The sequence below is a fragment of the Cyclobacteriaceae bacterium genome (genome assembly GCA_030584025.1).
In the GTDB taxonomy this organism is placed as follows: domain Bacteria; phylum Bacteroidota; class Bacteroidia; order Cytophagales; family Cyclobacteriaceae; genus UBA2336.
Genome location: CP129487.1, coordinates 642,598 through 656,099 on the forward strand (window position 1 = coordinate 642,598; position 13,502 = coordinate 656,099).

The following is a 13,502-nucleotide window of genomic DNA, read 5'->3' on the forward strand; positions in this document are numbered from 1 at the left end:
CCCTGCTGTCATGAAAAATTTAATCGCCTTAATTCTACTTACTGCTGTACTAACCGGTTGTGCAGACAAGAAAGAAACTTCTGTACTAACAGCCGATGATCGTGAGAAACTTACCACGCTAAAAGAAGTGTTGTGGCCAAAGGCTTATCGCGAACAAGACACCGTGTTGCTGGATAAAATTCTGGCGGATGAATTTCAACTGATTGATGCGGACGGCAACTGGTCGGATAAAAAGTTTGAACTCGATTACATTAAGAAAAATAAACCTGCGTATGATTCTTTCCGGTTTGAAATCAAGCGATTGGATATTTTTGAAAATGGAACGGCCATTGTTGCGGGTACTGGTCATATTGAGGGTAACGATGAGACCGGTCCTTACAAAATGGTGTATCAATCCAGCAATGTGCTGATTAAGCGGCAAGGTGAATGGAAAGCGATTGCTTCGCATGTTTCGGGAATTAAAGCTGCAGAATAAATTAATATTCTATTTTCTTTGAAGAGGTAATTTTCTTTGATCGGGTGAGTTATTTTTGCCTGACATGGATATCCTGATTATTTGCATCGCAGCATTTTTTACAGCCATCCTTACTTTTTTCTCCGGCTTTGGGTTGGGTACCATTCTCACGCCTGTGTTTATGATTTTCTTTCCTGTGGATCTGGCGATAGCTTTAACCGGTGTGGTGCATTTCTTTAACAATATTTTCAAACTGGTATTGGTAGGACGCCATGCCGATAAGCAGGTATTACTGCGCTTTGGTATACCGGCCGTAGTGGCTGCCATTATTGGTTCATGGTTGTTGCTGAACATTACAGAGTGGGAGCCGCTCTTCACCTATCAGTTGGGTGAGCGATTGATTTCAGTTTACCCGATGAAGTTTATCGTTTCAGTTTTGCTGTTGATTTTCGCCCTCATTGATCTCATTCCGTATTTCAGCAAACTGCAGTTCGATAAAAACAAACTCCCGCTTGGCGGAGCGCTCAGTGGTTTCTTTGGTGGACTTTCCGGAAACCAGGGCGCATTGCGCAGTGCGTTTTTAATTAAAGCCGGACTTTCAAAGGAAGCTTTTGTAGGTACTGCCGTAGTGGTGTCCACGTTTGTTGACTTTACCCGGTTAAGTGTGTATGCTACTCGTTTCACTGCATCGGGTCTCACCGAAAACCTGGTGTTGGTTGCCAGTGCCACGGTATCGGCTATCGTAGGTGCGTATATCGGAAATAAATTATTAAAGAAAGTTACCCTTCGGTTTATCCAGGTATTTGTGGCGGTTTTGCTGATTTTTCTTTCGCTTGCACTGGGGGCCGGTTTAATTTGATCACAATCGCTCCGTTAAAATAGCGAGAAACGTTTTCACCGCATCCACATAATTTCCTACACGAATGTTTTCATTTTCTGCATGCTGATTGTTATCCGGATTAACCGTAGGAACACTGACAGCCGGAATGCCCAATGTAACCACAAAAGGAGAAATGGGAATGGAGCCACCCATCATACGAATTTTGATGGGCTCTTTGTCAAAAGCTTTTGTCATGGCCTTGCTTAACCATAAGCCCACTTCCGAATCAAACGGAGTTTGAAACGGACCATAAGAAACACTCGACTGCATGGCTGCAATGCGTGGATACTTCATGCGCTCTTCTTCGGTGGGTTCCGTATCCACTATGTAGTAGCCCTTATCCTCTACATGTTTCCTGACTAACCCGATCAACTTTTGCGGATCGCTTGAAGGAACAAGTCGGATATCAATTTCAGCAGTAGCCCAGGCAGGGATTAACGTGCGCGCCTTTGAACCTACGTAAAGCGAATTCATTCCGCGAATATTCAGCGTTGGGTATTGAATCGACTCCTGAAAGTTGTCGCCAATTTTATCGGGCTCAGCTATGCCCAGAAATTTTCGGATTTCATTTTCGTCATCGGGTACTTGCGCCAGAATTTTTTTCTCTTCCGGTGTAAGTACCACACCATCGTAAAAACCGGGCAATGTTACGCGACCGTCATCATCTTTCATGGAAGCCAGCAATTGCGATAAACGCATGGCGGGATTGGGTGTGTAGTTACCATAGTTGCCGCTGTGCGCAGGTTGTCTCGGGCCAAACACCGTGAGGGTAATTTCACAAATACCACGCGCACCGAAACTTAAGGTAGGCTGATTGGAAATGTGGCGCGGCCCATCAAAGATGATGAGCATGTCGGCTTTCAGATCATTCTTATATTCTGTTACAGCTTTAGGTAGGTTGGGTGAGCCGAGTTCTTCTTCAAAGTCCATAATGACTTTCATGTTGTAGTTTGGTTCCTGCTTTAGCTCAGCCAATGCATCCAACGAAGCGAGAAAGGCTCCAACCGGTCCTTTGGCATCGGAAGCAGCGCGGGCAAAAATCCGCCAGTCGCGGTCGTAGCCTTCATACAATCGTTCATAGGCAATAGCGTTCCAGTTGCCTTGTGCATCTTTTTCTTTCAGTGTAGGTTTCCACGGACTTTCCTGGTTCCAGTTGGAAGGATTTACCGGTTGGCCATCAAGCTGTAAATAAATGAGAACCGTTCGTGTGTTCTTCGATGGCTTTTTGACGTTACGCTCTGCGAGCAACAACGGAACAGTTGGTGTGTTTAATCGTTTGGTTGAGAAACCTCTTTTTGAAAATGCGGCTTCACACCACTGCACATTTTTTTCAATGTCTTCCGGATGGTGTGCATCGTTGGGGATACTCAGTAAATCATAAAATTCCTTAAAGGAAGCTACTGCATGTTTTTCTGCCAGTGCATCCGTATTTATGGATTTTGTTTTTTGTGCGGATAGGGCACCTGTACTGATAATGAATAGGGAGATGAAAATTGATCTTAACATATCTTAATAATTTTTCGTCATTGCGAGCGGAAGCAGTGGCTGTGTGATGGAGCGAAGCAATCCCAAACTTCAAATTTTATCCATATTATATAGTGTGGGATTGCTTCGTCACACGAACAATTTGTGTTTGCTAATAAAGTCCTGGTAGTGTTCCTCGCAATGACAGTGATTCATTTTTGTGGTTTTACTTACTTCAAATACTTATCTGGCAACGGATACCCGGCACTTTCGGGGCACCAGAAAATATTCATAATCGCATAGCGATCATTTTGCTTAATCAGTTGAATGCTATTAATGCCGCGATTGGTTACCGGCCCATCTTTCTTTTCTTTTGTTTCATAGGTACTGAACACATGAACAATCGTTCCGTATTCTTCGGTCACACGATATAATTCCCACTCGAAGAATCCCGTGGTGATGCGCGTGGTAAACATGGTTACATAATCCTCAGGCGACATGGTACGATATGTAATTTTTCCTTCGGCATTTTTTCCTGTTGGGATCAATCGTGCATCGGGTGTAAATAAATTCCGGAAGCGATCCCAATCGCGCGGAGCACCCGGATCACCGGAAATAACTTCGTATAGGGCTGCAATAATATTGTCGATGGATTTTACATCATTGTTATAATCTTTTTGCGCTTGTGTACAAATCGGAAAAGCAAGAGAGAGAAGTACGAACAGGTATTTCATAGGAGTAACTGATTTCTTCGAATGTACGAAAATTAGGCCCCCGTCAGGCAGGTATTTGATCAACGTGCCAGTACTTACTTTTTCGGTTAATTAACCTCCGGGTCTTGAATGCACAGCATTAGCAAATGTGGTTTTAGGTTGGCTCCAGATGGTTTTTTTAAAGGCATTATTTACTCGAATCGCCTTAAATGAGGCTTCTAAAGCCTTGAAAATGACCACCTTTGTTTGGATTTTATGAATATTGTCAGATATTCGAAGTTGATCTAAACGCGCCCATCATGAAGTATCGTATTTTTTGGTTTCTATGCTTTGTTTTTACTGGTTTTCAGCAAGTCTATGCCCAATCAGGTCAAGAGTTACCAGCCGGATATTATGTTACCGTAGCCGCCTACTCCAAAGCCCGCGAAGACTATGCACAAAAATTCACTACGAAGTTAAAGGATAAAGGCCTGGATGCCCGGTACGGATTCAATACATCGAAGAATCTGTATTTTGTTTACCTCAGTTATTTCACTTCCTTAAGACCTTCACTAATCGAAATGCAAAAAGTTCGGGATCAGGGAGAGTTTACCGATGCATGGGTGAGGGTGGTTACTGGAGATATTCCTCGCGAAGATGTGGTGGCAACCCAGGAAACACAAAAGAAGCAAAGCGAGGAGAAGGTGGCGGAGCAGGTAAAGGAAGGTGAACAAAAACCTGCTCAGGTTGAGCCTGAGAAACCGGCCGAAGAAGAGAAGCCGGAAGATGAAATTGAAATTACTGAAAACCCACCGATCGTACAGCACGATCCGATGACGCTTGGCAATACGGAAGTTTTTCTGAGTTTATTCAATGCTGCCAATAACCGCATTGTGGATGGTGAAGTTCAGGTAATCGATACGGAACGCAGTCGGTTGATGACCACCGTAAAAGGTAACGAGTACCTGATCCTTCCTGATCCGAAAAGTAAATCCGGTCAACTTACACTGGTGGGAGAAGTATTCGGTTACAGAAAACTTCAGTACGAAATCAACTATCCGCTGCCGCTGGCCGATACCGTTAAGCCCTATGTGGATCTTATGGGCACTACGGTGGCTGTGTTGTTTGACATGGTGCGCTACCACAAAGGCGATATCGCCACATTGTATCATGTTTATTTTTTTAACGATGCGGCCATTATGTTGCCGGAATCAAAATATGAGTTAAACAGCTTATTGCAAATGATGCAGGAGAATGAAAATTATCGCATCCGCCTGCATGGACATACCAATGGGAATTACCACGGAAAAATATTGGGCTTAGGCCCCGAGAAAAACTTCTTTTCACTGGAAGGATCGGCCCAATCTGTGGGTTCTGCAAAAGATCTCTCCTTTAAGCGGGCTGAAACGATAAAGGAATACCTGGTAACAAACGGTATTTCTGCTGAGCGTATTGAAATCAAGGCCTGGGGTGGTAAGCGCCCGTTGTTCGATAAGAATAGTGTGAATGCCAAGAAAAATGTACGCGTTGAAGTGGAGATCATTCAGGAGTAACTTCATTTGTTAATCCCGTTCGTTATGTACAATTTCACAGGCTTTTAAATTTTCAGGCGTGCTATGAAACGTGTTCTACGGAGTTTTTTTCTTATCATCAATTATAAAACCCTGATCATTACGATCCTGGCGGTAATCTCAACATACTTTTGCGATAAGTATAACCTTACCGCGCGTTTTCCCGATATGCTGGTGGGTGTGGCCATTGTGTTTCCGGTTGTGTTCTCCATTAGCTCGGCCTACACACGAAGAGAAACTGCTTTACAACGACTATCTGATTTTAAAGGTCATGCCGTGGCTATTTATTACGCTACCCGCGACTGGACAACCGATAAACAAAATAACATGCCTGAACGCGCGCGCACCCTGGTAAACTCACTTACCCGAAATATGCGTGATATGTTTACCCGATATCATCGCCATGAATGGGAGAAATATGAGCATGAGGTATACCGGTTGTTTTCCGATCTGTCCAAATTCAGCATGGAACTTCCCAGGTACGGGGTTCAAGGCAGTGAAATGTCGAGGATAAGCCAGTACATCAGTAAAATGATTATTGCTTTCGATAACCTGAAGGTGATTCATGCCTATCGTACGCCCATTACCTTACGGGCTTACAGTAAAGTGTTCATTTATATTTTCCCGATTATCTACGGGCCATACTTTGCCGCTACCGCGCAGGATTATTCACATGGCCTGGAGTATGTAATGCCGGTGTTGTACAGTTTTATTTTGGTAAGCCTGGATAACATTCAGGATCACCTTGAACATCCATTTGATGAGGTTGGCGAAGATGATATTCGCATTGATGAGCAGGATATGGTAGCGGTGATGCATTAATCCATGAGCACACCTCCCGATCAGCAGAAAAAATCAGGCAACAAGTGGTTGATTGCTGCGATCATTTTTTTGTTGGTGTTTGCTTTCTTCTGGTCGGTTGATACATTGTTTATTTACCTCTGTCTAGGTGGATTTGCCTTTTGTGTTGCGCAATACCTGTTAATCCGTTGGGATAAAAAGGATGAACACCAGGCATCCTATCAACGCGAGGAACGTCCTCGGCCATCGAATCAAGATTCATTTGTTGAAAATTTCAAAAAGCTGCTGAATCGTACCAGCCGCATAGATGGCAAAACATTAGCCGGCTTAATGATTTCCTCCATAGTTGGTTTTGTGTTTTTAGCCATCATACTGGGCGTGATTTTTGGCGATGATTCAGCCGTATTTTCAGATGAAGAACTTATGGCGCGTGATTACTACTATGCCGGCCAGTATGATTCTGCATTGTATCATTATAAACTTGCACTGAAGGAAGAACCTGATAATACCTACATCCTGGTTGAAACCGGTAACTGTTATTTGTACCTGAACCGGAGCGATTCGGCTTTGTGGCACTATAACCGGGTGCTTGAACTTGATCCCGGTAACCTTGATGCAACTCACAATAGAGGCCTGGCGTATTATCAGCAGAAAAAATACCGTGAGGCAATCGATGCTGCACAACAGGTGTTGGTCAGTAACCCTTCGCATGTAGATGCGTTACTGCTCGCTGGCGATTCCTTCTATACACAAACGCAATATGATTCTGCCCTGGTGTATTATGTTGATGCTTACAACCTGAATTACCGCACCGCCATACTCACGCACATTATGGCCTACATTTATGATGTAAGAGGAAACACGCAACAAGCCATAGCATTGTATCGCGAAACCTTGCAACAGGATGATTCCATAACAGACATTTACGTACGATTAGGCGAATTATTACCAGGAGAGGAGGGGCAGGAATATCGCACCCGTGCGGCACAACTTCAGCAGGGTAGTCAGCAAACCGATTGGTAGGTTTAGCGCGAGAATTCCATCAACACCGATTCGTCTTTTTGTAGCATGAGTTTATCAGCTGTAAGCTCAAATCGATTTACTTCACCCATCGTTTTTAAAAAAGCATCTTCGACTTCCATTTTTTCCTGACAGTACATTTTAGTTGTACCTAACCCACTAAATCTAAGATCAGCATCTTTTTTGGTATACGAACCAAAGTACCGGTTGCATCCGGCAAAGCCTGCCACTTTGTTATCAGCAGAAAGCGTGAGTGTTACCGGTGGAGACAACGTGGTATAATCTTTTCCATTCAAGGAAGTAAGTTTCCATTCTACATCGGTGAGCGATAGGTTTTGTGTCTGGCAGCTGATGAACAGGCCGGCAAACAAGAGCATGGGAATTAATTTTTTCATACACATTATTAGCGATCTAACACATCGCGATAAGCTTCCGTTTTATCAAATACCGATTTGGCAAACGGACAAAGCGGTAAAATTCTGATTTTGTTTTTGCGGGCATATTGCACAGCAGCCTCTACCAGTTGCTTGCCCGCGCCTTTACCACGCAGCACATCAGAAACATCCGTATGATCGATAATCATTCGGGTATCACCTGCCATGGTAAAAGTCATTTCAGCCAGGCGCTTGCCACCCTCTTCATAGTAGAAAGATCCTTTGGTTCCGATTTGTTCGTATTGGATGTGCATGTATTTGAATTTTAAAACAAGCCAAGATTATTACCTGGCCTGCGTTTGCATGGTTTGTAAAGATATTCGAATTTTGAATGGATTCTTAACCCCTAGTTAAATTCTATGCCTACCGATAAACGCATTGATGCCTACATCGCTAAAGCCGAGCCGTTTGCGTGGCCTATCCTTGAACACATGCGCGCACTGGTGCACAAGGCCTGCCCGGAGGTAACCGAAACCATAAAGTGGGGTATGCCTTCATTCGATTACAAAGGTCCGTATTTCAGTTTTGCGGCATTTAAAAAACATTGCGCTTTTGGTTTCTGGAAAGCGAAACTTCTTAAGGATCCAAAAAATTACCTGGGACTCAACAAGGCGGATGGTGGTGAAGCGATGGGCAACTTCGGTCGCGTGAGTAGCCTGGAGGATTTACCGCCTGATAAAGTACTGTTGGACTTTTTCAAGCAAGCCAAAAAACTAAACGATGAAGGCGTAAAGCTTCCGCCAAAAAAGAAGATCGCATCGAAAGCAGTAAAAGCACCAGCTTACTTATTGACTGCCCTCAAGAAAAATAAAAAAGCACTATTAACATTTGAAACCTTCAGCCCCTCCAATAAACGCGACTATATTGAATGGTTGACGGAAGCCAAAACTGAAGCTACCCGCGAGAAGCGATTAGCACAAGCTATTGAGTGGATGGCAGAAGGCAAACCGCGGAATTGGAAGTATATGAAAAAATAGTCACCAGTTGCTGGTTGACAGGCAACTGGTGACCAGCAACTACTCATACCTCAGCGTATTAGCCGGATTAGTCATAGCAGCTTTTAGCGTTTGTGAACTTACGGTAATCAATGCGATGGCAATCGCTACAAATGATGCCAGTACATACAACAACACATTCATTTCAATGCGATAGGCAAAGGTGTTCAGCCATTTGTCCATAAAGTACCAGGCCACCGGCCAGGCTATTACGTTTGCCACGATTACCAATATCACAATTTCGCGCGAGAGTAAGGTTAAAATATTCGGAACGGATGCGCCCAATACTTTTCGTATACCGATTTCCTTAATGCGCTGCAAGGTGTTGAAGGTTGCCAACCCGAATAACCCAAGGCAAGCAATAAAAATAGCCAGCATCGAAAAGCCGGTAAACAACTGACTTTGCTTGGTTTCGTTTTGATACAGGTTGCTGTACCGCTCATTCATAAAGGTGTATTCGAACAAGCGGCCGGGTAGAAATTCGCGCCATACTTTTTCAATGTGGTTTAATCCATCCTGAAAGTTAGTGCCCGCAACCTGAATGGAAAGACTGTTGTAGGCTGGTCGCTGAATGAGAAAGATGATGGGGTTGATCGTCTGGTGCAGCGATTCAAAGTGAAAATCCTTCACGATACCGATCACCTTTCCGTTAACCCCTCCGTATGAAAATTCCTGATCAACAAGTGTTGTCGGATCGTTGATGCCCATGGCCACCAGTGCAGCTTCATTCAATACATAGCCGAGTGAATCATCGGTGCGTACTTCTTTTGAGAAATTACGACCGGCAACAAATGGAATATTGTACGTATCAAAAAAGGTATGGTCGACACGAATATAGGCGATACGTGAGCCTACGTTTTGCAGCGAATCGCCTTTGCGCATTTGAGCACCCATGGAGTCGAGCAAACGACCAGTTGGAATGCGCGAAGAACGACCGGCATTTTTTATCGAGGAGTGTTCTGTAAGTGCATTATAAAATGCATCGAAATTGGTATTCAGGTCACTGTAGTAGGGCAGGGTAATCACCTGATCTTTGGCATAGCCCAGGTCTTTGTTGTTTAAATAGTCAAGCTGACTGAAAATAACGGTAGTAGCAATAATGAGCACGATGGAAATGGAAAACTGAACCACCACAAGGGCTCTTCGTAAAATGGGTTTTCCACCCGATTGTTTGCCTTTTAAAATTACGGCCGGACGAAATGCTGAGATCACAAATGCCGGATACAAGCCCGCCAGGATGCCAATCACTATGGTGCCACCCACCATGGCCAACAGCAAATTTGGATTTCCGAGGAACAAAATGGATTTTCCTGTAAAACTATTCAGCCACTCCAATGCAACATATCCGATACCCAGCGCTAAAACGCATGCAAACAGGGAGATCATTACAGATTCACTCAGGTATTGATTCATCAATTGTGTTTTGAATGCACCGGCCACTTTTCTTATGCCTACTTCCTTAGCACGTTTGGTTGCCTGTGCCGTGCTAAGGTTAATGAAATTAAAACCGGCAATCAGAATAATGAACAACCCGATGGTGCCCATCAGGTATACCGTGTTGATGTTTCCCGGTGGTTCCAGTTCATCATCGAGGTGTGAGTGCAGGTGTATGTCGGTAATTTTTTGAAGTTGAAGACTGGTAACTTTCGAAGCTACAAAATCGGGAGGGACACCAAAGTTGGCGCGGGCAAACGTACCAAAGTGCTTATCCAGAAAATCCGGAAGTTTGCTCTCCAGTGATTTGGCGTCCTCGCCTTCCTTTAGCACAAAGTAGGTACCGAAGGCATTATTACCCCAGTTGGTTTCCAATCTTCTTCTGCCATAAATAGTAGAGTCATTCAGTGTGCTGAATGAAATCAGAAAATCCGGATGGAAATGTGTTTGCGGTTTGAACGGTTTGTACACGCCCGTTATCTGTACGGGGAATCCAAACAACTCCAATGTTTTTCCCTGCACCTGTGTGGAGCCAAAATATTTTTCAGCCATCGCCTCGGATAACACCATGGTGCCGGGTTTTTCCAATGCGGTGGCTTTGTTTCCTTCCGTCAGGTTTACTTCCAACATGTCAAAGATTTCGGGTTCGCTTACAAAAATGTTGGGTTCCCGAAACGATTTGTCTTCGTTGCCATTTTCCCGAAGTGTTACGGTGGTGTTGAGTGGCAACATCCGAAACAGTTTTTCGATTTCCGGAAAATCATTTCGCATGAGCATGCCTATAGGAGGGGCCACGTTGGCTAAGCGCAAACTGGCATTGCCATCCTGATCATAGAAATAGCGGGTAACACGATACAGCCTGTCGGCCTGTGGATGATGCTTGTCGTAACTTAACTCATCCACTACATAGAATGTAATCAGCAATGCACTGGTTAACGCCAATGCCAACCCGGCAATGTTTATAAATGAGGTAAGCTTGTTCCGAAAAATGGAACGCAGGGCAACTTTCAGGTAGTTAGTGAACATGGATTAGCGGTTTGGTTGAACACTCCGGTTTCAGGCCTTGGTTACAAAGACCGTGAAAGTTTTTAAAGGTTGCGTTTTTTAGCTACTAATTAGCAATAAAGCAATGGATGACAAAGTCTGGCTGTTCGATATTGACCGGTTATTGTCCGGTTGTGTACGGATGTTTTATTTTGTGTTGCCATAAAACTTCCTGTAACCTTTTTCCGTCTTCAGGGTACTTCCATATTGATTGAACCGCGCAACCTTTTGTTGAAGCGTTTGTCTTTGTGAAGATTTAACCCCACACCCATGCTCAAACACAGTCTTCTTCTCATTTACCGGAACTACGTCCGTGCAAAAGGATATTTCTTTATTAATCTGATTGGGTTGGCTACCGGCCTTACCTGTACGTTGCTCATTTACCTGTGGGTACGCGATGAGCTGAACATGAATAAATTTCATGAGCACGATGCACGCCTGTACCAGGTTATGGAGCATCAGCAATATGCCGATAACCTGATGACCACTTCCTCAACACCCGGTATTTTATCGGAAGGGTTGAAGGATGAGTTTCCGGAGGTGGAGTTTGCGGCTACGCTGACGTGGGTCAATCCGTTTACACTTTCCGTAGGGGAGCACAATGTAAAAGCAAAAGGCTTTTATGTGGGTGCTGATTTTTTTCAGATTTTCTCTTTCCCACTGATTGAAGGACAAGCCGATAAGGTGCTTACCGATAAACTTTCTATTGTCATTTCGCGCGATATGGCAATGAAGCTATTCGATACCGATCAAAACCTGATCGGTAAAGTGGTGGAGTTTCAACATCAGAAGTCGTTTACAGTAACGGGTGTTTATGAAAACCTTCCTTCATCATCTTCATATCAATTTGATTTTGTGTTACCGTTTGAAGTTTTTAAGGAAGAGAATCAGTGGGTAACCGAATGGGGCAACAACGGTCCCTCTACCATGATTGTGTTGCGTGAAGGATCGGATGCGGGAGCATTTTCTGATAAGATTAAGGATTACATCAAAGGAAAGAATGAGGAATCGAACGTAACGCTGTTTATTCAAAAATTTTCTGATCGTTACCTATACGGCCGTTATGAAAATGGTGTGCAGTCTGGCGGGCGAATTGAATATGTGAATTTGTTTTCCATAATTGCCATAGTCATCCTCATCATTGCGTGCATCAACTTCATGAACCTGGCTACCGCGCGCGCATCGCGCAAAGCCAAAGAAGTGGGTATTAAAAAATCAATAGGTGCACAACGCAGGTCACTCGTGTTTCAATACATCAGCGAGTCGATGGTTTTGACAGTGTTGGCGGTGTTATTGTCGCTGGCATTGGTTTGGCTCATCTTACCTCAATTCAATTCCATTACTGAAAAGAACATTTCGCTATTATTGAATGATCCGCAATTGATGATGTGGCTCTTTGCGATCACCGTGTTTACAGGGATTGTGGCAGGATCATATCCGGCCTTGTATTTATCGGGCTTTAAGCCTGCTGCGGTGTTGAAGGGTGTGGTAAAAGGATCGTGGGGTGAATTATGGGCGCGCAAGGGATTGGTGGTGTTTCAATTTTCGATTTCTGTATTTTTAATTGTGTCGGTGTTGGTGGTATACAAACAGGTTTCGTTTGTGCAAAGCAAAAACCTGGGCTATACCAAGGAGCAACTCATTCAATTCCCAATTGAAGGTAAGGTTCTTGATAACCGCAAAACATTTCTGGAGCAGGTAAGGAATATCCCCGGAGTGGTTAACGCTTCGGCTATCGGCCATTCTTTACTGGGCCGAAACAGCAACACGGGAGGCTTGCAATGGGAAGGCAAAAATCCGGAAGACATCATTTTGTTTGAAAATATTCGCGTGGATTATAACCTGTTTGAAACCCTGGAGTTGGAATTCCTGGAAGGCAGGCCGTTCTCGGAAGAATATGGAGCCGACAGCAGCAAAATCATTTTTAATGAAGCGGCTATTAAAGTGATGGGCCTGGATGAGCCCATTGGTAAAACCGTAAAACTTTGGCAGCAATACGATATGGAAATAATTGGGGTGGTGAAGGATTTTCACTTTCAATCGTTGCACGATGTCGTGAACCCGGCCTTTTTTGCACTCACGCCACAATACACCTGGAACATCATGATTCGCCTGGAGGCCGGTAAGGAAAAGGAAACGTTGGAAGCGCTGCGTAATTTTTATGCTGACTTCAACCCCGGCTTTACCTTTGATTATCAATTTCAAGATCAGGAATATGCGCGCATGTATGCGGCTGAGCAACGTGTAGCGTCCTTGTCGTTTTATTTTGCTTCGATGGCCATTGTTATTTCGTGTTTGGGTTTGTTCGGATTGGCAGCCTTTACAGCCGAGCGCAGGCAAAAGGAAATCGGCATTCGCAAAGCATTAGGTTCTTCCTCTACTAATATCGTGTTGCTGCTCTCGGGTGATTTTACGCGCATGGTATTAATTTCCATTTTGATTGGGCTGCCGCTCAGTTACTGGTTGCTGGATCAGTGGCTGGAACGTTTTGCTTTTCACATCAGCCTGGAGGCCTGGTATTTTGTTGCCGCTGGTTTTCTGGCACTGCTGATTGCATGGCTAACGGTAGCCTCGCAGGCCATCAAGGCAGCTAATGTGAATCCGGTGAAATGTTTGCGTACTGAATAGGAGAGTTACAGCAAAAATTCAATCGTGGTATTCTTTTGAAACACATAGGCACATAGGGCACATAGAAATTCATAATAGAACCTAT

Annotated in this window: 12 protein-coding genes; 7 read left to right on the forward strand and 5 right to left on the reverse strand. The window is 44.1% G+C overall.

Features of this window, described 5'->3' with window-relative positions:
• Positions 1 to 10: 10 nt before the first annotated feature.
• Together QY309_03070 and QY309_03075 are read left to right on the forward strand one after the other, a co-directional pair.
• Positions 11 to 475, forward strand: a complete 465-nt coding sequence (locus QY309_03070) for a nuclear transport factor 2 family protein (protein ID WKZ60459.1) — start codon at positions 11 to 13, stop codon at positions 473 to 475.
• Between the two features lie 64 nt (positions 476 to 539).
• Complete coding sequence (locus QY309_03075) at positions 540 to 1,313, forward strand: sulfite exporter TauE/SafE family protein (GenBank protein WKZ60460.1); 774 nt, start codon at positions 540 to 542, stop codon at positions 1,311 to 1,313.
• On the opposite strand, the gene QY309_03080 is transcribed toward QY309_03075, so the two are convergent.
• Positions 1,314 to 2,840 carry a M20/M25/M40 family metallo-hydrolase gene (locus QY309_03080; GenBank protein WKZ60461.1) on the reverse strand — a complete coding sequence of 509 codons (1,527 nt, stop codon included), beginning with the start codon at positions 2,838 to 2,840 and terminating at the stop codon, positions 1,314 to 1,316.
• Positions 2,841 to 3,028: 188 nt separating this feature from the next.
• Positions 3,029 to 3,532, reverse strand: coding sequence for a nuclear transport factor 2 family protein (locus QY309_03085; GenBank protein ID WKZ60462.1), 504 nt, complete (start codon positions 3,530 to 3,532; stop codon positions 3,029 to 3,031).
• Between the two features lie 278 nt (positions 3,533 to 3,810).
• Here QY309_03085 and QY309_03090 point away from each other — a divergent pair, with 278 nt between their 5' ends.
• From QY309_03090 to QY309_03100, 3 genes are all read left to right on the forward strand, one after another.
• Positions 3,811 to 5,043 (forward strand): OmpA family protein, encoded by a 1,233-nt coding sequence (locus QY309_03090; GenBank protein WKZ60463.1) that lies wholly within the window; start codon positions 3,811 to 3,813, stop codon positions 5,041 to 5,043.
• Positions 5,044 to 5,106: 63 nt separating this feature from the next.
• Complete coding sequence (locus QY309_03095; GenBank protein WKZ60464.1) at positions 5,107 to 5,883, forward strand: hypothetical protein; 777 nt, start codon at positions 5,107 to 5,109, stop codon at positions 5,881 to 5,883.
• Positions 5,884 to 5,886: 3 nt separating this feature from the next.
• A complete protein-coding gene (locus QY309_03100; protein WKZ60465.1) occupies positions 5,887 to 6,885 on the forward strand; it encodes a tetratricopeptide repeat protein in 999 nt (332 codons plus the stop codon).
• Between the two features lie 2 nt (positions 6,886 to 6,887).
• On the opposite strand, the gene QY309_03105 is transcribed toward QY309_03100, so the two are convergent.
• On the reverse strand, positions 6,888 to 7,277 hold the full coding sequence (locus QY309_03105) for an META domain-containing protein (GenBank protein ID WKZ60466.1): 390 nt from the start codon (positions 7,275 to 7,277) through the stop codon (positions 6,888 to 6,890).
• Between the two features lie 8 nt (positions 7,278 to 7,285).
• The gene (locus QY309_03110; protein WKZ60467.1) at positions 7,286 to 7,570 is read right to left on the reverse strand and encodes a GNAT family N-acetyltransferase; all 285 of its coding nucleotides are present in this window, start codon (positions 7,568 to 7,570) and stop codon (positions 7,286 to 7,288) included.
• A gap of 105 nt (positions 7,571 to 7,675) precedes the next feature.
• Here QY309_03110 and QY309_03115 point away from each other — a divergent pair, with 105 nt between their 5' ends.
• Positions 7,676 to 8,293 (forward strand): YdeI/OmpD-associated family protein, encoded by a 618-nt coding sequence (locus QY309_03115; protein ID WKZ60468.1) that lies wholly within the window; start codon positions 7,676 to 7,678, stop codon positions 8,291 to 8,293.
• A 39-nt stretch (positions 8,294 to 8,332) separates the two neighbouring features.
• Here the strand turns inward: QY309_03115 and QY309_03120 are convergent, their stop codons facing one another.
• Positions 8,333 to 10,771: an ABC transporter permease gene (locus QY309_03120; GenBank protein WKZ60469.1), complete on the reverse strand. Its 2,439-nt coding sequence runs from the start codon at positions 10,769 to 10,771 to the stop codon at positions 8,333 to 8,335.
• Between the two features lie 288 nt (positions 10,772 to 11,059).
• Between QY309_03120 and QY309_03125 the strand changes: the two genes are divergently transcribed.
• The gene (locus QY309_03125; protein ID WKZ60470.1) at positions 11,060 to 13,417 is read left to right on the forward strand and encodes an ABC transporter permease; all 2,358 of its coding nucleotides are present in this window, start codon (positions 11,060 to 11,062) and stop codon (positions 13,415 to 13,417) included.
• Positions 13,418 to 13,502 lie beyond the last annotated feature (85 nt).